Here is a 22,461-nt window from a genome sequence, read left to right as displayed (position 1 = left end):
AAAACATCAAAGGGGACTGTCCCTTTTGCGCACCGTTTTCAGAATTGTTTTACAATTTCTTGCTCGCGCTTTTGACAACTAAATATTATAACCTGTCTTTCTTGTTCACTCAACCACTTTAAAACAGATTTTAATCTTTTTTCGTCGTAATATACAAATGCATCATCCAGGATAATAGGTTGGGGCTCCTCGCAGAGCAAATCCATAACAGCCATTCTGAGCGCAAAGTATACCTGCTCCATCGTGCCCCGGGATACCCTCTCTACAGGAATCCGAACTCCGTCCTTATATAATACCATACTCAGCTGTGTGTCTATCAGCAGTTTTGTGTATCTGCCATTTGTTATCTGCTCAAGAATCTCTGATGCATTCTCATTTAGTGTATCACCAAATCCTTTGGCCATGCTTTGGGACACCTCTTGAATTTTATCTTGTGCCAACAGCAATGCCTGCCTAGTAACCTTTAACTTACTAGCTTCTTCGGACGGCATCTCTAACTCATCCAGATGTTCTCTCAGGTTTTGAAGGCTTATCTGCTTTTCCTTAATCTCCTCCTGTATGCGCTGCTTTTCCCATTGAAGCTTTTGCTGATTTGTCTGGTAACCATTCTTATCAATTTTCCTATATTTTACAATGCTTATAAAAAGAATTGTCAGACCAGCTGCCAGCAGAACCCATGAAAACATAGAAATCGTTCCCCCCAAAAGTCCTGCAATAATACCAATACTACCCGTTATAAACAATTTCTTGTATATAGTGTTTTCTGTCCTCTCTTCGATGCTCTCACTTTTAATTTTTCCATAGCAATCTTCCAGTTCATTTTGCAGCCTTTTTTCATCATTCTCTATATATTGGATCTCCTGACGCACTGCATCTTTCTTCCGTTCCTGCTTATCTGTAGACCTCTTCATTTCCTGTTCTACAGTTTTCTTCCGCAGCCGAAGCATATCCAATGCGGCGTTAAGGTTCACGGCACCACTTCCAGTCTCATATAAGTTAGCAGCATAATTATTCAGTTCCTCTGCAAGACCGCTTCCGGGTTTTGCAGTAAGCTGCCCGATAGCCACCGTATTTTCAAAAGATTCGCTGGTTACCTGCCCCAGCAGCATCTCCAAGTCTCCGTCCTCCAGAGATAATTCCTCGCCGTCATCTTCACACACCAGGCTAGCCCCTTTGGAATACCTGTCAAAGTGACGCTCCAGCCGAAAATTCTTCCCGCCGCTAACAAAACGCATGACGCCCGCATAGTAATTTGGATTATTCCAAGGCTCATAGCGGCTGAACTTGTCATTTAACGCAGCCCGTCCTCTCCCTCTCTCCATTCCGAAAAACATAGCCTTTATAAATTCATATATAGTAGTTTTTCCATATTCATTTTCACCATAAAAAATATGGATTCCTTTATTTAAAAAGAAATGCCGCTCTGAAAACTTCCCGAAATTTTTTAGATATAGTTCCGTGATTTCCATTTTTTCTCTCCGTCTTCATCACAGGCGGCTGTCCAAAAGTGCCTGAACACCTTCCTGCAAAGCCTGATTCTCCATGCTGCCCGCTTCGCATCCCCGAAACGCTTCTATATATTGTCCTATCAGATTATTTTCATTTTCAGCATATAACAACTCATAATCATAGGCCGGCCGGGTTTCGTCCACAATCTCCAGTATATTTCCATACATGTCCACATGCATTGTATCAAATTCCACAGCCGGATCTCGTCGTCCGCGGAGAATAACTTTATACATATTCTCTGTACCGCGCTTCTCTATGACATGAGCAATATAATCTTTCAAACTTCCGTTTGTCGTGGTCTCATCTACGTGCATAACCAGATGAATGTACTCTCTGCCGGCGAAAGGAACAAATTCTACAAAGGTCCCTTTTTCAGTAATTACTCCTCGAATGTACCCATGGAATCCCGTATCGTTTTTATCCACCGGCTCCAGAGCCCCTGCGTAAACTGCCAGATTTGCCACCAGTGCCTGAGGTTTATGAATATGTCCCATCGCGATGTAATCAAATCCGGAACTTTCCAGCACAGCCTTCTTCATGGGTATATGCCCTTCATCACCGCCATGAGCCAGTAAAATTTCATAGAGATATCCTCTCGGAGCCTTAACAGAATACTTTTCTTCCCGGATTTCTCTGGTATGATAACTGAATCCATACACCCCCAGGTTCAGCCTGGGCAACTCCACATGCTCCATGTTCTCTTCCAATAACGGATGTACATTGCCACTCCAGCAAAATGTCCTGTAGTAGGAATCTTTCTTTATGTAGTCATGATTACCGGCAATGAAAATAACCTGAGTATGCGTCAGCGTAGAAAACAGATAATTTACCTCCTTCAGTTCACGCAGCAGAGGCTGCCGATGAAATAAATCACCTGCAATCAGCAAAACATCTGTTTTCTCTTCCTCACATAATGCTATAATGCGCGAAAAAGTATCCCACAGTTCCCGTGGACGTCCTTTACTGTATGCCTCCCCGGCATCTGGCTCTGCTCCCAAATGCACATCGGCAATGTGAATAAATTTCATAAACTCCTCCATACACAAAGAGGATGTAACCCGCTTCCCGATAGTTACATCCTCAAATCGATCCTCTTTATTATCTACAGTTCACAGTTATTCACTGTTCTTGGGAATGGTATAACATCACGGATATTAGACATACCAGTCAAATACATGACACACCTCTCAAAGCCAAGCCCAAAGCCTGCATGTCGGGTAGACCCATATTTTCTGAGATCTAAATAAAATTTGTAGTCTTCCTCATTCAGATGCATTTCCTTCATCCGATTCAAAAGTTTCTCATAATCATCTTCCCTTTGGCTTCCACCGATAATCTCACCGATACCCGGCACAAGGCAATCCACTGCCGCAACTGTCTTTTGGTCATCATTAAGTTTCATATAAAACGCCTTAATTTCTTTCGGATAATTCGTTACAAATACTGGACGTTTATATATCTTTTCCGTTAGGTAACGTTCATGCTCTGTCTGCAGGTCCGTTCCCCAGGTGACCTTGTACTCAAACTTGTCATTATTCTTCTCGAGAATTTCTACTGCCTCAGTATAGGGTACCCTTGCAAAATCCGAAGTCACCACATTCTGCAGTCTGTCAAGAAGACCCTTATCCACAAATGAGTTAAAGAAATTCATTTCCTCCGGAGCATTCTCAATGACATAGGAAATCACATACTTCAGCATAGCCTCCGCCAAATCCATATCGTCATCTAAATCTGCAAAGGCAATCTCAGGCTCAATCATCCAGAACTCAGCAGCATGCCGTGTAGTGTTTGAATTTTCTGCACGGAAAGTAGGTCCAAAAGTATAAATACTTCTAAATGCCTGTGCAAATGTTTCTCCATTAAGCTGACCACTTACAGTCAAATTTGTTTCCTTGCCAAAAAAGTCCTTTGTGTAATCTACTGTTCCGTCTGACTTCTCCGGCAGATTCTCCATGTCCAGAGTAGTCACACGAAACATCTCTCCCGCACCCTCACAGTCGCTCCCTGTTATCAGCGGGGTGTGAACATAAACGAACCCTCGTTCCTGAAAAAATTTGTGAATCGCATATGCCGTTAATGAACGGACACGAAATACCGCTTGAAATGTGTTGGTTCTAGGCCGCAGGTGAGAAATTGTTCTAAGGTATTCGAAACTATGTCGTTTCTTTTGCAATGGATAGTCGGGTGCTGAGGTTCCTTCTACTGCAACTTCATCTGCCTGAATCTCAAATGGCTGCTTAGCCTGGGGTGTAGCAACCAGTGTTCCCGTGACAACCAAAGCTGAACCCACGTTCTGCTTGGAGATTTCCTCAAAATTTGCCATCTTATCATGATAAACAATCTGCAATGTTTCAAAGTAGGAGCCGTCGTTTAAGACTATGAATCCAAAAGTTTTAGAATCACGTATACTGCGGATCCAGCCCCCTACTGTTATTTTCTTATCCAAATACTTTTCTCTGTTTTTAAATAGTTCCCGAATTGTTATTAGTTTCATTATAAATGCTCCTCATCTCATATGTTCTGCTTGCAATGTTATTATTATAACACCGAATCTGCCTAAAATACAATCTTGTTCTGTCTATGTACTCATTGTAGCAATCCGTGTTGAAAAAATCAATACGCAAAAAGGCATCAAAGATACCGCTTGCATTCACCATTTCTTCATGCTATACTATGAACCGTCCAAAAGCCCGTAAAACCAAGGTCTATAGGGCTAACCAAATCGAGTGTTCGTGACCTTCCACTCGTAAAACAAAACTAGAGGAGATTTAGAAAGATGAGAGAATTAAGAAACAACAAGGTGCTTTTTATGGCACAGGCAGCCATGATTGCTGCTATCTACGTGGTGCTCACACTCTTATTTGCACCCTTCAGTTACGGAGAAGTACAGGTCCGTATTTCCGAAGCACTTACCATTCTTCCGGTATTCACGCCGGCTGCAGTCCCTGGTTTATTAATCGGATGCCTTATCAGCAACATACTCGGAGGCAGTATCCTGCCGGATATTATTTTCGGAAGCCTGGCTACTTTGATTGGCGCGTTCTTTACTTGGCGGCTTCGAAATAAAAATAAGTTTCTGGCACCTCTGCCCCCCATTGTGTCCAATATGATTATTGTACCCTTTGTCCTTCGTTATGGGTATCAGATACCCTTACCGCTCCCTTTGATGATGTTAACCGTAGGCATTGGAGAGGTGATCTCCTGCGGAATATTGGGAATGCTTTTATATACAGCGCTGCATAAATATCGGCGTACTATTTTCAGAATATCTTAATGTCATATCTCCGATATTATACTTTTAGAAATAAAAAGGTCCTGCATATCGACACACCTGTCCAACAGGCTGTCGGCTGACAGGGGCTTTTTATTTCACATATCCGATAAATGTGTTTCCGCCCCCTGCCGTCATAGCTGTCATATCGTTAACACTGACCGTATGTTCCTCTCCATTGTCCGGATCTATATAAGTCACATCTGTTGTACTGTATCCTGTCATAAGAATTGCATGACTGGTGTCTGTCAGTGCAATTACAGGAAGGCCTTTGTTAATTACATAAAGAATTTGATTCAGCGTGCATCCTGTCAAGTCAACTTTTTTCGCATGATACTGTTTCATCTCTTCCTCACATGCTTCAAAAGATGTCTGTTCATCCGTTTTCTTTACTGCCAGTGAATCTGTATAATAAACCAGATCTCGGTTTCCCTTTTCCCAAATATAGGACTGTTCAGAAGAAATCACTACACCGGATACCTGTTCTGCCTTTTGAATCGCAAAGGCTGCCTTGTCATAGATTCCTGTCAGTTCTCCCATTCCATAAACATAATACTTATCAGATTTCACCTTACCGTCAAATGCAATTGTGACCGGTTCCTTCAGTTTTACCTGTTTCGGTCTGAGAACTTTAGGAGACCGATTGGAAATACCGTCTGCATACTGTAATTTCATCTGTTTTTCTTTTAGATCAGTAACATAAGATTCTGAAGAAATATTACTTTTTTCACGCTGCACATTATTGCTAATATAGTCCTGTGCCGTTCCCGTATAACTTTCTCCTGACTTTATCACCCGGTTTAATGTAACAAGATTATCCTCCACAAGCACATCCGAAATGTATGTTCCTTCTACATAGTATGTCTTCACAACTTTGTTTTTACTATCCCTGATTTCCAGCTCATACATAGGCAGAATTTCTTCTCCGGCCACCGTTTTCCCCTTGTCACCCGCTTTTTGACGTCCATAAATAAAATCATTGTGTACAAATCCCAGCGGCTTAATAGATTCTTCCGCCTTTGCTTCCAGTTCTCTTTCTTTTCCTGTTTTCAGATTAAGAATTGTAATTTTTTTTGCATTTTCCAGAGTGCCCTCTGTCTGATAGGCAAGCAAGTGCCCATCCTGAGATGCTGTGTACTGGCCCTCTTTCAAATCTTTAGTCAGAGCGTCCTGCTTATTCTTTAATAAATCCACCTGATACAGTGTCCCACCTGCCAGAACATAAAGCATCTCCCTTTCGTGGTTGTAGTAAGCCATCTTCCCCAACTCATCCTCAGCAATAGCAAATGATTTGTTACTTGGAATAAATGCTTTTTCCTCCACAGCATTTTTTTCAATGTCAAAATAAAAGACTTCCACGCCAACTCTGCCCTCATGCGTTCCCCTATTTATATATCCGTAGACGGCAAATACAGTACTTCCGTTATCGTCCATGCTGATAATTCTGACCGCATGCTGATCATACCGGCTGCGCACATCATGTCCCTCTTTGTTTGCAAAGCTAAATACAAGTGATAATTCGTCCGTCTCCTTATTGTAGGTCCAAAGGTCTCTTTCCTGAACGAAAGACACGATTGTTTCTGACTTATTTGTCTTATATGATACATCTGTCGGGGCGATACCAAGCAATATTCCAGTTTCATCCAATACTTTTTTATTTCCATTAAAAACCTGATTCATTGTCCGGTTATAATCAAGAAGATAAACTTCATCGCCGCTGTGTCTTATACGGAAAAATTCCTTGATATTATAGGTTTCTACCTCATCTTGGTCACCTGAACAGGTCACCTGATATTTTGCAAGCAGAGAAGTGTACACACTGTTACTCTCCTTGATACTCCACTCCACATCACCGGATACCTTTGGTGCCAGATTTCCCCATGTAACCTGTGAACTGTCCGAATGAATGTTTACCGTCTGATATGTGGTATTGTCGCCTTCCTCATTTGTCTCAAGGTATTTTGCCAATTCGGCTGCATTTTTATTGTCAAAGGTTTTGGAATGAAAGTTATCTGCAAAATTCAGGCACTCTTTTATTGCAAGGTTATCCGGCCTTTCAACTCGCGTATAGAAATGTATTTGTTTCTTTTCAGTTTCTAAAGTCACTTTTAAAACACCTTCAGAAACATCTTCTTTCAATGCACTGTTCAAATCCAGTTTGACAGGTGAAGCCTCGAGATTTTTGATTTCGCCCTTGTCGTAGACTTTTTCGCCATCCAAAGAATATACTTCATACTGAATCGATCGGATATCATTTTCGTATTGCTCCACTGTCATTTGAAGTGTTCCGTTACTCTCCAGCGGTGTAATTGTGTCTCTCATTGCAGTGACATCCATATCATCCACATATCCTGCCAGTATATTTACATTCTGATTTGCCACTGTAAAAGAAACTCTTGGCAGCGAAGGATCCCCAAAATCAACCGTTACATCATCCGTTCCTCTATTTGTAACCAGACTGCTGACGATGACCGCAATTGCAAATACACCTGTCAGTATTCCAACCTTTATCCACCTTTTCTTCTTCATTTATCCGTCCCCTTTAAGCTTAAATCTAACACCGGTGATTCTGACTCCCCTCAGCCCAAATCTCCGCGCATTATCTTGAACTATCCTGATATAGCAATTTTTCTAATGTAGGCTTTGCCTGCAAAAATGTCTCGCACTCCCGGACTTTCTCTCTTGCATCCATATGTTTTTTCCCGGTCTTTACGGCACGGAGCAAAATATTTTTGGGTGTATGCTCCATATCAATAAATTCCAGCACCTGGGTATTGTACCCCTCTGATTCAAGATATTTCGCACGCAACCCATCTGTGATCAGTGCTGCAAACCGCTCTTTGAGCAATCCATACTCCATAACCGGAGCTAGAACATCACTTGAAATCTGGGCATTTAACTCATGCTGGCAGCACGGCACCGAAAGAATTACCTTCGCATTCCATCCAATTGCCTTTGCCAGTGCATAATCTGTTGCCGTATCACAGGCATGAAGCGTTACTACCATATCCACCGCCTCCACACCTTCATAATCCGCAATGTCTCCCACTAAAAATGTTAGTTTATCATAGCCATATTTTTCGGTTAGATCATTACATTGTAAAATAACTTCCTTCTTTAAATCAAGACCAATAATACGTATGTCATACTGTTTCAACTCGTGAAGATAATAATACATCGCGAAAGTCAGATATGATTTACCACAGCCGAAATCTAAAACCGTCAGTTCTCTTCCCCTGTCAAGCTGAGGAAGAACATCCTCAATAAATTCCAAAAACCGGTTAATCTGTCTGAACTTATCAAACCGGGATCTGACAACTTTACCATCGGAAGTCATCACTCCCAGATCCTGAAGGAAAGGTACTGCCACACCCTCCTGCAAAATATATTTCTTACTGCGATTATGAGAAAACTCCGCCTCCTTCCGTACCTTCTTGTGCTGCTTATTTTGAATAGTCACCTTTCCTTTATTGCTTACGAGCACTGAATAATCTGCAGATCTCGTCACTATTTGCAGCTGCCGGAAATTTTTCATATAGTCTAGAATGCGCTTTGATGCGTCCGTAGCAGCAAGATTTTCGTGAAAGGCCTGGGTTCTTGTAAATGACTCCAATTGAAAATAAAGTTTCTCTTTCTTTTCAATCGGTCTTACTTTAATCTTTAAAACCCCGTCCTTCGCTCGGGGATTGCTAATCACCCCCTGTACCAAACTTATATTTAAAACCTGATTTAATAATTCTTGTAAATTTTCCATAAGATACCTCTTAAACATCTTCTTCATCCTTTTTCTAATTGTAAAGCAAAATGTCAAAAGGCGCAAGAATCAGTTCTATATTAAAATAGTATCTTCAAAAATATGGGACATATGAGATGATTTAAGAATATTCTGAAAATGAGCCGCAAAAGGGTCAGTCCCTTTTACAGCTCATTTTACAGCTTATTTTATTCTCGGAAATTCTATTGTTACTTTAAATAAGTCTCCGTCCAGGTACAGCTTGAACTCTCCGCCCTGCATTTCTGTCAGGCTCTTGGCTATAGACAAGCCAAGTCCGCTGCCTTCCGTGCTTCTTGAAATGTCACCTCTGATAAATCTTTCTGTCAACTCATCTGCCGTAATATTAAGGGGTTGTTCTGAAACATTTTTTAGTGAGAAAGTTACCTTCCTATCATCTGCCCACAGGTCTGCATACACTCTGGTACCGGGCATAGCATACTTGGCTGTATTATTGTAAATGTTCTCAAGTACACGCCACATGCGGTTTCCGTCAACATGAATGACCGCAGAATCTTCTGTAAGATTTTGAATAATTGCCAGGTTCTTTTTCTCGAATTTTTCGGCAAACTCTCCTCCTGTCTGATTGATCATTTCAACCAAATTTACATCCATCATATCCAGCGAAATGTTTCCGCTGCTTACCTTTGATGCTTCTACCACATCTTCTGTCAGTGTTTTCAGACGCTGCGCCTTTGCTTCTAAAATATCCAGGTAGCCTTGTATTTTGGGGTCGGTGAAATTTTCTCGTTTCAGTAAATCTACATAATTAATAATGGAAGTCAGCGGCGTCTTTATATCGTGAGAGACATTCGTTATTAAATCGGTCTTCAGTCTTTCACCTTTCATATTTTCCTCTACGGCCCGCTGCAGTCCGTTTCCTATATGATTTATCATTTCCGCGGTTTTTAGGTTTCCGCCTCTCATCCCGTTAAGAGGAATTTTGTAATCTACATTTCCTGAAGCAATCTCCTCAATTCCTTTTGTGAGTCTGAACTTGGCGATTGTATTTTTTACAATAATATACACAGCAGCACCGCCTTCTACTACTAGAAGCAGTAAAACCATTACCGCACCGTCACTTATGGCCAAAAGCAGACAGTCTGCCAGGATAACCGCAGCCAAAGTCCCAATTGCCTTTGCGGTAATACTCCGGTTTTCCCAAAATTCCCTGAGGAACAGCAGTATATTTCTCAAAAGACTATTCTTCCAAATTATTTTTGCTTTTATTCTGCGTACCAGGCTGAGATACCCCCACAAGAAGCAGGCAGCTGTGTATGCTGCAATTATCGCCGCCCCCGCTAAATCACCTGCATTTAAGGAACTCTCCGCATAAGATCCTGTATAAGGCATGGTATAATATTGGTCTACTGCATAGGAACTTCCACCTGTAAATACGTTACCCAGCAAGCCCCCCACAATCATGACAGGAACAATCCACACTGCAATCACAAGGGCTGCCCCAAGCTCCGTTTTCCATCTGTCAAATCCGTTTAAGTGAAGCTCTTCATCTTTGCTGGTTCTGCCTGCATTAAGGGTGAGCCAGATCAAGATTACGAAGAACAACAGAACCAAAAATGCGCTTCCAAACAATGCCAGCCTCAAATACGGAGCAAACGTGTCATATTCCTGTTTATCCGTATAAAAAATGTCCTGAATCGGAAAATCTGTATCCACAGTCGCAGCAAATATATAGTTGTTACCCCGGCCGCGCGTATTGGGTCTTGGTTCTACAACTGATTTCCAGTCACCGGCAGATGTATCCATGTTTGTCTCAAAGTCCGCAAGTTTTGGCCTTGCAATCACATATTTAGTGCTTTTGCCCTGCTTCATCTCTTCCAGGTTTTTCTTGAACTCACCATAATTTTTATATTGTTCATTATTTGTATACACCCTTTTCGAATTTTCATCTACAAACATGTAAGAGAAGTTTGTATTTCCTTCTTTCCACATATCATCGGCATATATATAATCATCTGCCTGCGAAGAAAATGACCTCAGTATATCCTCCAGGTAACGGTATACCTTTGATAATTTACCGTTCAGTTCCGGTGTCTTATTAACTATCTCCAGAATATTCCTGGCACCTGCCGGATCATACTTTTCCTTCAGTGCTTCATTAAACGTCCAGCAATCTGTATATTCGGTGGCCCCTTCAGGATTTTTAATAATCAAATTTCCACCTGAATATCCGGAGGTGTAATAGCCCTCTTGCAGTTCATTCAAAAAATCAGAGGTATTCTTATGCTCTACTTCCAGCAAGAGTTTTTTGTCCTCTATCAGTGCCCGAAACTCACTCATGTAATAATAATGATAGGTTCCGTCTGGTTTCTGGCAGACTACGACATTTCCTTCCTCATAGCCCCCGCCGTCTTCCGCATAATCATCACTCCAGCTCTTCAGGTCCCCCAGCGTATAGGCAAGACCGGATCTATTTTCACCGGTTATGATTCCGTTCTTTTCAAAATCTATAATATCAACCAGTTTATCCGGATTATATTTACCCTCTGTTGTAAAATTTTCTTCGGCTGAAATTTCTTGCCTCACACTGTCAGCAGCACTTTGCATCATTCCCAGAAAGCTTGTAGACTCGTCGTATGGCTTGTCAAATACATGCACAAAATCCCCAAGCATCACATTACTAGAAAAAAATGTCAACAATACCATGCTTACCACTGCTGCCACTGCTGTAATATGTGCAAGAAACAGCAAAACTCCCTTTGTCACCGGTTTCTTATACCAGTTCTTCATACTTTATATCATTCCTTTCTGGCACTTTCTATCTTATACCCGACTCCCCAGACCACCTTCAGATATCTGGGATCCTTCGGATTAATCTCTATCTTCTCTCGAATATGCCGGATGTGCACGGCAACGGTATTATCTGCACCTATGGCATCTTCATTCCAGATAGATTCATATATCTGGTCTATAGAAAAAACTCTTCCCTGGTTCTTCATCAACAGAAGTAAGATGTTATACTCGATTGGCGTTAGTTTCACAACGTCACCATCCGCTGTAACTTCCTTCAAATCATCATTGATTGTGAGTCCGCCCACCTTATATACCTCATCGTATTTTTCATTCACGCTGCCTCCCAGCTGGGTATATCTGCGCAGCTGAGATTTAACCCTGGCTACAAGCTCCAGCGGATTGAAAGGTTTCGTTACATAATCGTCTGCGCCCACATTCAACCCCAGGATCTTATCCACATCCTCAGATTTGGCTGAAAGAATAATAATCGGAATAAAATTATTCTCCCGGATTTTAAGAGTTGCCCGGATTCCGTCCAGCTTTGGCATCATAATATCAAGCACAAGCAAATGTACCTTTTCTGTTTCCAGAATCTCTAATACTTCCTCTCCGTCATAGGCCTTCAGCACATGATATCCTTCCTGAGTTAAATATATCTCTATTGCCTCAACAATTTCCTTATCATCATCGCAAACTAAAATATTATACATTTTCATCACCTCCTCTACAGTATACATGATATCTGATTTTTTTTAATACCTGCTGTGGAAATTTCTTATGTTTTCCTTAATCTCTGAGGTAAAGTCTCTTCACAGTTTTTTCAAAATCCATACATAGATTGTTAATTTATCCCTCACACAACTAACACATTTTTCCTGTATAGTATTAATCATAAAAGGACAAAACCTTTTTATATAAATACATTTTCTTTTTCATAATTTTTTCCAAGGCCGGAATTTTTCCGGCCTCTCCTTTTGCCTATTCTGGTTGTATACTTCAAGAACCATTTTATAAATTTCCTCATATAATAAAATGATAATTGTGACCATACATTTATGGTAAAAGGAGATATATATGAGTTTTCGAGGGCTAAATGTCAGTGAATACCAGGGAATCATAGACTGGGAGCAGGTAAAGTCTGCCGGGTACCAATTTGCTATGCTCCTTGCCGGACATGGTTTAGGGATTTTAGACCGGCGATTTTCGCAAAATGCCACAGTATGCAATCGGATCGGACTCCCTGCCGGGGCATACTGGCTCTGCCGCGCCATCAATCCGGAGACTGCCCGTCAGGAAGCTGATGGCTGTATAAATGCTGTGTCCTCCTGTCACCTGGAGTACCCAGTCTGCTATAACATAAATCAGACGACAATTAGCTACGCCGCCCAGCATGGTGTGACAGTAACACCTTCTCTGGCAGCCCAATTTGTGCAGAATTTCTGCGACAGAGTAGAAGAACTGGGATATTATCCTATGTTCTGCTGCAGCCGTAACTTTCTGAATACTTATTTCCCTCCGGGATTTTCAAAACGTTTTACCTTTTGGTACTCCTATCACAGCAGTACCTTTGACAATACTGACTGCAGTATGTGGCAGTACACCAACAAAGGGAAGGTACCCGGAATCAGCGGAAATGTTGATTTAAACCTGGGATTTCTGGATTTTCCCGCTATGATCCGCACTGCAGGGTTCAATCATCTGGATGGCAGTCTGCCGCCATCTGACGGTATTCAGAATTACATCACCTACGTTGTTCAGCCTGGAGATACTTTAATTTATATAGCACAGCGCTATAAAACTACCTATAAGGCTCTTGCTGATTTAAATGATATTCCCGACCCTGACATCATTTATGCCGGCCAAACTATCCGTATTCCCGAAACAGAAATATTTTTTTAGAATTTCATAACAATTTTTCCGCTTCTTTAATAGAAACGACATACTTTGTGCACATTTATTCTATATACTAGGTTTTAGATAGTTGATAAACAACTATCTCCCCCCTCATAAAGTAAAGACATCTTGGGGAAACTCAAGATGTCTCACTTTACTCTCATTCCTTTAGATATTATAACGACATATAGGAGCCCTATTTAGCTGATACTAAATAGGGCTCCTGTCGTTTTTAGCATTTTCGTAATATACTTTATATTTCTTTAATAATTTCACCATATTTTAGACACATTTTCTTTTTATAATTTATTCTAGATAGTTGGTAAACAACTATCTCCCCCCTCATAAAGTAAAGACATCTTGGGGAAGCTCAAGATGTCTCACTTTACTCTCATTCCTTTAGATAAGTATAAAAACAACAAGTCCCCCTTATGGCTGATGTTATAAGGGGACTTGCTTTTTTTATATGAAACAAAAAGGAACAGGTTGACTGCTGTTCCTTTTTCTCACTCTCTAAATTTCTATATTCTGCTAAGATGACAATTTACCTTCCATCCACCCCAATAAATCCTCAAACACCTGCGTCCTGTCCGATTCATTGAGTAGCTCATGCCTGTCGCCGGAATACAATCGCAAAGTCACATCCTGAATACCTGCGGATTTATATTTTTCATAAATCCTTCTGACTCCCTTTCCAAATCCGCCGGCAGGATCCTCATCGCCTGCTGCAATCAGCATAGGCAAAGTCTTGGGTATCATATAAAAACTTTCTTTTTTCTGAATCTGGCGCATGCCGCTGAACATATGATAATACGCATTTACCGTAAACATAAAGGAGCAAAGCGGATCAGCCACATAATCGTCCAGCAGCCGTTCGTCACTGGTTATCCAGTCTGCCCTTGTCCTCGCAGGCCTGTAGCTCTTATTGTAGCTGCCAAGAGTCAATTTCTCCATGAACTTACTGCGATAATGCCAGCCTCGAAATGCAGCCATAATGCGGCACATATGCCTGGCAAAACGCAGTTGGGCAGGTTTATGATCCGCCACCACTCCGATCAGGATAATGCCGCTTAAGCCATTTCCATACATCTGGACATATTGGCGTACAAGTGCAGAACCCATGCTGTGTCCCAACATAAAATATGGAACTCCCGGATATTTTTTCATTGTTCTCTGGCGAAGTGTATGCATATCACCTAATATACAGGCATTTCCATATTTTTCATTAAAATAACCGTACTCCTTTTTACTTTGTATAGACTTTCCGTGTCCCAGATGATCATTTCCCACTACATAATAGTCATGTCCACAGAGAAACTTTGCAAATTCATCATAACGGTTTACATACTCAATCATACCATGACAAATCTGCAGAACTGCTCTTACTTTACCTTCCGGCTTCCATTCAACTGTATGAATCTCTGTATTTCCGTCTTTCGACGGGAAGTAAAATTCATCTTTCATTTCTTACATCTACCTGTCATCTAATTTTACATAATCTCGATACGGTGCCAGCGGCTTATACGCTGGACGGATAATCTTATCTACATTCTTCAGCTCTTCCAGCCTGTGAGCACTCCACCCGACAATACGGGCTGCCGCAAATATAGGAGTATACAAAGCAGAAGGAAGGCCCAGCATACTATACACAAGGCCGCTGAAAAAGTCTACGTTGGCATTGACACCTTTATACATCTTCCGCTTCTCACCGATAATCTCAGGAGCCATGTGCTCGACTTTCTCGTAAAGAGCGTACTCCTCTTCAAATCCTTTTTCCATCGCAAGCTGCATTACAAATGACTTTAGGATGTCGGCTCTCGGGTCTGAAACAGAGTAGACAGCATGACCCATTCCATAAATTAGTCCCTTCTTATCAAACGCTTTCTTATCCAGAAGATCAATTAGATACTGTCTGATCTGACTTTCATCCTCCCAGTTCGTCAGTGTCTTCTTCATGTCTTCAAACATATTCGTTACTTTCACATTCGCACCACCATGTTTTGGTCCCTTAAGAGAAGCCATAGCCGCCGCAATTGTTGAGTAAGTATCTGTGCCCGAAGATGTGACTACATGTGTAGTAAACGTAGAGTTATTACCACCACCATGGTCCATATGAAGCACCAGTGCCATATCTAAAATTTTTGCTTCCAGTTTTGTATACTGCCTGTCTTCCCGGAGCATCATTAAAATATTCTCTGCCATGGACAGCTCCGGATAAGGTGCATAGATATACAAATCCTGTCCCCTTCTGTAATTATATGCATGATAGCTGTAAACCATTAGCATAGGGAACTGACTGATCAGATTCAGAGACTGACGCAGCACATTTGGAATTGACGTGTCATCTGCATTTTTATCATAAGAATACATGTTCAGGATACATCTTGAAATCCCATTCATCATATCTCTGCTTGGCGCTTTCATAACAACATCCCGGACAAAGTTAGGAGGGAGAGTCCTTCTTTCTGCAAGTATGCCCTGGAATTCTTTTAACTGTGATTTATTTGGCAATTCGCCAAATAAAAGAAGATATGCCGTCTCTTCAAACCCGGGGTGCTTCGCATCCAGAAAGCCTTTCACCAGATCTTTGACATTATAGCCGCGATAGTAAAGATTTCCCTCACAGGGAACTTCTTTCCCGTCAACAATCTTGCTGGCACTTACATCAGATATATTTGTCAGCCCGGCCAGCACCCCTTTACCGCTTAAATCACGCAGACCTCTTTTTACCTCATACTTTGTGTAAAGTTCTTTTTCAATTACGCTGTTATCTTCACAAATCCTGGCCAGTTCTTCGATCTTCGGTGTGTTTGCGTACAAAACATTATCAATATCAGCTTGTAATCTTGCCATAAAGTCTCTCCTTTCCTCTTAACGTATTCACTTTTCCAATTACTTCATTATACTAAAAATCTAATCTTTATACAATGAAATGTATATAAAATCTTTATGAACAGACTATGGTTCAGCTACGCAAGATATTGGAAAGCCCTGCAAAGTCTTCCAGGGTTAGTGCCTCTCCGCGTATACTTGTACCCTTCCCCAGGGTTTCTATAGCGTTCTCTATCTGCTCTTTTGTAAAATCCAGCTCTGATGAGTTTTTCAACCCATTGGCCAGCGTTTTCCTTCTCTGATTAAAGGAGGCGCGGATAATTTTAAACATTAACTTCTCGTCTTCTACCTTCACTTCAGGTTTTACGTACCTATCCAGTCGTATAACTGCGGAGCCTACCTTTGGCCTGGGCATAAAACAATTAGGTGGTACATTCGCCACAACATATGGTTTTGCATAATATTGTACAGCCAGTGAGAGGGCACCATAGTTCTTGCTGCCCGGACCTGCCTGCATCCTCTGAGCTACCTCCTTTTGCACCATAACCGTAATACTCTTTAAGGGAACTTGATTTTCAAACAATCCCATAATAATCGGTGTGGTAATGTAATAGGGCAGATTTGCAACAACCTTTATTGGACGTCCTTTGTTTTCCTGCTCTGCAAGTTTAGCTATATCAACCTTCAGAATGTCCTCGTTTAATACAGTTACATTGTCATATTCCTCCAGCGTCTCTTCCAATATAGGAATCAATGCCCTGTCAATTTCAACAGCAGTCACCTTGCCTGCCGCCTGAGCCAGATATTGAGTCATGGTTCCGATTCCAGGTCCGATTTCCAATACCATGTCCTCGCCGGAAATGTCTGCAGAACGGATAATTTTATCCAGGACATGGGTATCTATAAGAAAATTCTGTCCGAATTTCTTTTGAAATATAAAATGATATTTCTGCAAAACCGCAATTGTATTTTGTGGATTGCCTAGTTTAGGCTCCTTCATAAATCCTCCTCTAAAACAGTATTTATTCCAACCGATATAGTTTTCGTGCATTTCTTTCTGTCTGAGCTATCACTTCTTCATAAGGAATTCCTTTTAATTTTGCAATCCGTTCCGCCACATAAGTCAGATTCAAAGAAGAATTTCTTTTTCCCCTGTTAGGTTCCGGAGCCAGGTAAGGACTGTCTGTTTCAAGAACTAGGAAATCCAACGGAATGTCCTCCACCACTTCTTTCAACTTCCTTGCATTTTTAAATGTTACAACACCTCCGACCCCAATGAAAAATCCCATATTGACATATTCTTTCGCAAGTTCTGCTGAGTAGGAAAAACAATGAATAACGCCACCCAGATCTTTCCCATATTTTTTCATAATTTCAAGGGTGTCTGCCGCCGCATCCCGGCTGTGGATAATTACAGGCATGTCCAGCTCCTCTGCAAGTTCCATCTGACGGATGAACCAGCTCTTCTGTTCGTCATGGCTTTCTTTTTCCCAGTAGTAGTCCAGCCCTATTTCTCCCACCGCAACCATTTTCTTTTCCTGTAAAATATTCTTCAACCGGGTAAAATTATCATCATTCAGATCCCCCACATCATCCGGGTGAACACCAGCTGCCCCATATATAAAAGAATATTTTTGTGTTAATTTCCTGATATCCTCCCAGGATGCCACATCCGAGCTCACATTGACAATAGTCCCGATTCCGCCATCCTGCATAGATGCCAGCATCTGCTCTCTATCCTCATTAAATTGTTTATCATCATAATGCGCATGCGTATCAAAAATCATGGAAGATACCTCTTTCTTATACTGTTTTTCAGTAATATTATACTACTTTTAAGCAAAGTATTCAGTTTCAAACTTATTGTACTGGATTTTAATGAGGCAATCAAGCATTAGTGTGCAAGATGCACTTATGGAAAAGGCTGTCCTGCCATCATTGAAAATTGATTATAGCAGGACAGCCCTTGATGTTTTTTACTCTCACAAAGAACGTTAATCAATATTAATACGTTAAATCCTCACATACAGATTTCAGATTCAGGAAATTTGTAAGGTAATCTCTTGTTCCTGTCTTTGCATCCGTACCCGACATGTTAAATCCGCCAAATGGGTGCTGAAGAACTACTGCGCCTGTAGACTTTCTGTTAAAATACAAATTTCCTACATGGAATTCTGTTTTGGCCTTCTGAATATTAGCCCGGTCTTCTGTGTAGACAGAGCCTGTCAGTCCGTATTCTGTATCGTTTGCGATTTCAAGTGCTTCGTCAAAAGATTCTACCTTGATAACAGCCAGTACCGGTCCGAAAATCTCCTCATTTGCAATTCTTGCATCTCTTGTAATGTCGCGTACAACGGTAGGCTCAATATAGAAGCCTTCCGTATCATCATACTTTCCACCGGCTACGATATTGCCTTCTTTCCTTGCAATTTCAATGTATCCCGTAATGCTCTCAAACGCTGCTTTATTAATGACAGGTCCCATGCCCAGATTGTCTCGGCCGCTCCCCTGCTCTTTCTTGAGCTCCTCTGCACAGGCAGCAATTTCCTCCACGAACTCATCATATACATCACTCATAACGATAGCCCTGGAGCATGCGGAGCACTTCTGTCCCTGAAAGGAAAATGCAGAATTTGCAATTCCAGAGGCTGCTCTCTTTAAATCCGCTGAAGAATCTACAATAATTGCATTCTTTCCGCCCATCTCAGCAACAACACGTTTGATCCATTTTTGTCCCTCTGAAACCTCTGCTGCCATCTTATTGATGCGCAAGCCTACCACCTTAGAACCTGTAAAGTTTACAAATCTGGTAAGCGGGTGCTGTACGATAAAATCTCCGATTGCAGAACCGGAACCCGGTATGAAGCTTATAACACCTGCAGGGAATCCTGCTCTCTCACACAGTTCCACAAATTTATAGGCAACTATAGGTGTATCGGAAGATGGCTTACATACAACAGTATTTCCTGTAATTACAGCTCCTATTGCCATTCCTGCCAGCAGTGACAGCGGGAAATTCCACGGCGGGATAGCAACACCCACACCAATCGGAGTGTAAATGCATTTGGTGGCCTCTTCAGAATCTACCAGCTCAAGGCCCTTATCCAGTTCCCGTGTATGCATAATATATGAATTAAAAAAGTCAAGAGCTTCACATAATTCGCCATCTGCTTCGCCCCAGTTCTTTCCGCTTTCTTCCACGCTCCATGCATCCAGTATGTAACGCTCCTTATCCATTAATTCTACAAGCCTTCTCACACAGCATATTCTTTCTTCCGCCGGAACCTTGCTCCATGTCTTGAACGCTTCATGAGCACAGCGGATTGCTTCGTCCGCCAGTTCTTTACCGCAGGAGCTCACCTTTCCCAGTACTTCTTTCGTTGCCGGTGCAATAGACGTGATCTTTTCTTCTGTCGTGACTCTTCTGCCGCCTATAATAAGCGGGTACTCCTGGCCTTTTTCTTTATCAACCTGCGCAAACGCCTGTAGCATTGCTTCTTTATTTGATAAAATTGTAAAATCCAGTTCCGATGCATTTTTAAAACCTTTTACCATGCTGTTTACCTCCTGTAATTACCTAAATTTATACATATTTTATCATTGCAATTCTGCCGCGTCAATGATATTTCTATTTTAAGTATTTGGGTTATCCACTATTTCCAGCGGATAATCTCCAAGATGATTGTGTTTTATGCCTTTCCTTTTTACCAAAACCACGCAAAAAAGCCAGCCTTCCTTGTTATGAATCTTGGAGCTGGCTTCCTTTACACGGTTATAGTACAACATCATCTATTTTTTCAAATGTATCCAAATCATAAGATTCCACCGTATTCCCTGCCACTATATAGAACATCTCTCCGGAATAAAGTCCCCGGGCCTCAGAATAACCGTTTAGTTCTCTTTCAAATACTTCCTGAAATCCTTTTTCTTTATCATATGAAAACAGGTAATAACTCTGGGTCTGCCCATTTGCCGAGAAACCGATTAAATTCTTGTCCTTATCAATAAACGCTGCTTTATAGTTATTAGAAATACCTGTAGAATAATAATCTTCCAATACAAATTTCTGTACTTCTTTTACATCCTTCGGGTTTGAAATATCAAACATGGAAAGTTTCACGCCCTGGGTTGTCGTACCCGTATCATCCACATCCATTCCGACTCCCAGCAGAAGGCCGTCTCCATAAGGATGAAGGTAATCTGAGAATCCCGGTATTTTCAGTTCACCAAGGATTTTAGGTCTTTGAGGATTAGATAGATCAACAGAAAACAATGGATCCATCTGTCTGTAGGTTACAAAATATGCTGTATCTCCCATGAATCTGGCAGAATATACACTTTCATCCTTTGCAAGGCCCTCAATTTTTGCCAGCTCATTTAGTTTTCCATCCAAAATATACAAAGAGTTGCTGTCCCTGGGAGTTCTACCACCTTCTGTTACTCCATTGCCAAACCGTAGAATAGCGAATCCGCTGCCTGTTCCAGTGTTTCTAACCGTAGTTACCAATCTAAGATTTCCCTTATATTCATCAATGCTGAAGGAATCATTCAGGGTGCCGCCGATTCTGACCTGACCTATAGCTTGCAGGCCACCCTTTTTATAGGTTACTTTCCTGATACATGTCTGTGTCACATCCGATTTCCCGGTATCATAGTAGGCCTCACACACATAGATATTGTCTTTGCTCACATATACGAGCCCTGCACTTCCAAAAACTGCCTTGCTATCCAACTTCTCTCTCGGTTCCTTCAGGGAAAATGTAGAAATCACCGTATATTGGCTGCCCCTTATATATGGCGGGAGCAGTATATCACTACTATCTATGCTCTTACCCTGTACCTGTGGGATATAAGTTTCAATGTCCGTCCTTCCCGCCGAGGTATTAGCATAAAAGCTGCTGAGAAGATATACATATTCTCCCGACACACGCATCGTATAGAAGCTGCCGCTCTGGGCGATTTTTCCTACAGACTTAGGGTTGGAGGGATTGCTGACATCATACGTCTCGGCAACAGTATATTCCCTGTAATTTCCTCCGTACCTTTCCTTCCCATCGTCATACTCCATCCTTGTATATACAAGAATCAGTTTTCCATCCTGTACATAAATTTCAGAAACATTCCGGTCACCCCCCAGGCGGATTGATGCCATCTGCTTCATCTCTTTCTTTTCAATGTTGACAATCTGTACACGCTGTCCGCTTAATATATATAGATTCTTGCCGTCAGTTTTGACAATGTCCCCCTCCCCGACGCCCTCTTCCCTTATATTTGTATCAGAGTAGGGTGTACTTAAAGATTGGTCTGCTGCTGCCTGCCCACCTGTATCTGCTCCCCGCGTGCTTTTAGCACTTTCTGTGCTTCTTGCACTTTCTGAGTTTCCTGCCCCTGTAGAGCCAAATCCAAATCGCCCGCCTGTACTTTTTTCTGAAGAATCATTTTTCTGATTAGTACTCCTCTCAGCCTCAATATATTTATACACTTCGTCATAATCTTTTGCCAATACAATGCCTCCATCCGCCGATACTGCAGATTCCTTTTTCTTTTCCTTTGTACTGTCCGCCAAAACAGGCTGGCCATCTGTTGATCTAATGTTCCTTTGAAGTACTCCCCCAAGAGCTGCAAGTCCTATTATGACAACACAGCATGCAGCGGCAGCAACTGCATAAACCGGTCTCCAATGAAATATCTTCTTGCTTTTCTGCTTTCCCAGGAGTTTTTCAATATTCTCGGGCTTCAGAGACTCCGGAACTTTCTCTTCCTCCGTCATTTGATGAATCTGTTCCTCCAACCTCTTTTCTTCGGTTTTCCTCTCTTCTTCCTGTTCTCTATTTAAATCTTTACCATCCAACGTCATAACTCGCACTCCTTTCTATTCCAGCACACTGCGCATTTTCCCCAGTGCCCGGCTCTTTTTCGAACGAATTGTGGCAGGGTTTTGCTGCATCATGCTGCCTATTTCACCACTTTGATAGCCTCCAAATACTGAAAATGCCACAATCATCCTTTCCTCTACGTTCAATATGCCGAAGGCCTCCCGTACATCATGTAATTCTGCATAATCCTTCTCCGGGGCTGCCATCTCAGGTTCTAGTACCTCTATCTGTTCCCTGCCCCTGAACCGCTTTTTGCATTGATTACTTAAAATACGAAAAATCCAGAATCGAAATGATCTTTCTTTTCTTAACATACCCAGATTCTCATAAGCCGAGATAACTGCCTCACTGACCGCATCCTCCGCATCCTGGGGATGCTTCAGCGTGTACAATGCAAACTTATATAAATCCTTATGAATCCTGGCGTACAATTCGGAAAAGGCCTTTACATCCCCCCGGCGGGACTTCCGTATTAACATCAGTTCCGATAAACTCTCATAATCAGACATATTCCCTCCTCTCCCGCCCGGCCACTGCTAAGCGGAGATATTTCA

The 22,461-nt window shown here is 41.7% G+C and carries 16 protein-coding genes; 2 read left to right on the top strand and 14 right to left on the bottom strand.

The genetic code is table 11. The features are described from left to right. Positions 1 to 38: 38 nt before the first annotated feature. The 3 genes from BN3456_RS09430 to asnS form a co-directional block, all read right to left on the bottom strand. Positions 39 to 1,469: an ATP-binding protein gene (locus BN3456_RS09430; RefSeq protein WP_089983889.1), complete on the bottom strand. Its 1,431-nt coding sequence runs from the start codon at positions 1,467 to 1,469 to the stop codon at positions 39 to 41. A gap of 18 nt (positions 1,470 to 1,487) precedes the next feature. Next, entirely contained in the window at positions 1,488 to 2,537 is a 1,050-nt protein-coding gene (locus BN3456_RS09425) for a metallophosphoesterase family protein (RefSeq protein WP_089983888.1), read from the bottom strand. A gap of 74 nt (positions 2,538 to 2,611) precedes the next feature. Continuing rightward, a complete protein-coding gene (asnS, locus tag BN3456_RS09420) occupies positions 2,612 to 4,003 on the bottom strand; it encodes an asparagine--tRNA ligase (protein WP_089983887.1) in 1,392 nt (463 codons plus the stop codon). 282 nt (positions 4,004 to 4,285) lie between these two features. Here asnS and BN3456_RS09415 point away from each other — a divergent pair, with 282 nt between their 5' ends. Beyond that, positions 4,286 to 4,783 (top strand): QueT transporter family protein, encoded by a 498-nt coding sequence (locus BN3456_RS09415; RefSeq protein WP_089983886.1) that lies wholly within the window; start codon positions 4,286 to 4,288, stop codon positions 4,781 to 4,783. A gap of 90 nt (positions 4,784 to 4,873) precedes the next feature. On the opposite strand, the gene BN3456_RS09410 is transcribed toward BN3456_RS09415, so the two are convergent. The 4 genes from BN3456_RS09410 to BN3456_RS09395 all read right to left on the bottom strand — a co-directional run bounded on the left by BN3456_RS09410 (position 4,874) and on the right by BN3456_RS09395 (position 12,016). Then, entirely contained in the window at positions 4,874 to 7,309 is a 2,436-nt protein-coding gene (locus tag BN3456_RS09410; RefSeq protein ID WP_089983885.1) for a C39 family peptidase, read from the bottom strand. A 70-nt stretch (positions 7,310 to 7,379) separates the two neighbouring features. Next, positions 7,380 to 8,534 carry a class I SAM-dependent methyltransferase gene (locus BN3456_RS09405; protein ID WP_089983884.1) on the bottom strand — a complete coding sequence of 385 codons (1,155 nt, stop codon included), beginning with the start codon at positions 8,532 to 8,534 and terminating at the stop codon, positions 7,380 to 7,382. A 183-nt stretch (positions 8,535 to 8,717) separates the two neighbouring features. Next, on the bottom strand, positions 8,718 to 11,303 hold the full coding sequence (locus tag BN3456_RS09400; RefSeq protein WP_089983883.1) for a sensor histidine kinase: 2,586 nt from the start codon (positions 11,301 to 11,303) through the stop codon (positions 8,718 to 8,720). Positions 11,304 to 11,311: 8 nt separating this feature from the next. Further along, positions 11,312 to 12,016 carry a response regulator transcription factor gene (locus BN3456_RS09395; RefSeq protein WP_089983882.1) on the bottom strand — a complete coding sequence of 235 codons (705 nt, stop codon included), beginning with the start codon at positions 12,014 to 12,016 and terminating at the stop codon, positions 11,312 to 11,314. A gap of 364 nt (positions 12,017 to 12,380) precedes the next feature. Between BN3456_RS09395 and BN3456_RS09390 the strand changes: the two genes are divergently transcribed. Then, the gene (locus BN3456_RS09390) at positions 12,381 to 13,205 is read left to right on the top strand and encodes a GH25 family lysozyme (RefSeq protein WP_089983881.1); all 825 of its coding nucleotides are present in this window, start codon (positions 12,381 to 12,383) and stop codon (positions 13,203 to 13,205) included. A gap of 525 nt (positions 13,206 to 13,730) precedes the next feature. On the opposite strand, the gene BN3456_RS09385 is transcribed toward BN3456_RS09390, so the two are convergent. The 7 genes from BN3456_RS09385 to BN3456_RS09355 all read right to left on the bottom strand — a co-directional run bounded on the left by BN3456_RS09385 (position 13,731) and on the right by BN3456_RS09355 (position 22,416). After that, a complete protein-coding gene (locus tag BN3456_RS09385) occupies positions 13,731 to 14,663 on the bottom strand; it encodes an alpha/beta fold hydrolase (RefSeq protein ID WP_089983880.1) in 933 nt (310 codons plus the stop codon). A 9-nt stretch (positions 14,664 to 14,672) separates the two neighbouring features. Beyond that, complete coding sequence (locus BN3456_RS09380; protein ID WP_089983879.1) at positions 14,673 to 16,052, bottom strand: citrate/2-methylcitrate synthase; 1,380 nt, start codon at positions 16,050 to 16,052, stop codon at positions 14,673 to 14,675. 112 nt (positions 16,053 to 16,164) lie between these two features. Continuing rightward, positions 16,165 to 17,031: a 16S rRNA (adenine(1518)-N(6)/adenine(1519)-N(6))-dimethyltransferase RsmA gene (gene rsmA / locus BN3456_RS09375; protein WP_089983878.1), complete on the bottom strand. Its 867-nt coding sequence runs from the start codon at positions 17,029 to 17,031 to the stop codon at positions 16,165 to 16,167. 22 nt (positions 17,032 to 17,053) lie between these two features. Continuing rightward, a complete protein-coding gene (locus BN3456_RS09370) occupies positions 17,054 to 17,818 on the bottom strand; it encodes a TatD family hydrolase (protein WP_089983877.1) in 765 nt (254 codons plus the stop codon). Between the two features lie 217 nt (positions 17,819 to 18,035). Then, the gene (locus tag BN3456_RS09365; RefSeq protein WP_089983876.1) at positions 18,036 to 19,586 is read right to left on the bottom strand and encodes an L-glutamate gamma-semialdehyde dehydrogenase; all 1,551 of its coding nucleotides are present in this window, start codon (positions 19,584 to 19,586) and stop codon (positions 18,036 to 18,038) included. A 217-nt stretch (positions 19,587 to 19,803) separates the two neighbouring features. Next, the gene (locus tag BN3456_RS09360) at positions 19,804 to 21,888 is read right to left on the bottom strand and encodes a beta-propeller domain-containing protein (RefSeq protein WP_089983875.1); all 2,085 of its coding nucleotides are present in this window, start codon (positions 21,886 to 21,888) and stop codon (positions 19,804 to 19,806) included. A gap of 15 nt (positions 21,889 to 21,903) precedes the next feature. Then, complete coding sequence (locus tag BN3456_RS09355) at positions 21,904 to 22,416, bottom strand: RNA polymerase sigma factor (protein ID WP_089983874.1); 513 nt, start codon at positions 22,414 to 22,416, stop codon at positions 21,904 to 21,906. Positions 22,417 to 22,461: the final 45 nt, after the last annotated feature.

Source organism: Clostridium sp. C105KSO13, assembly GCF_001517425.1.
Taxonomy (GTDB): domain Bacteria; phylum Bacillota; class Clostridia; order Lachnospirales; family Lachnospiraceae; genus Muricomes.
The sequence above is the reverse complement of the archived record's forward strand: the minus strand, read 5'-3'. Positions and strand labels throughout refer to the sequence as shown.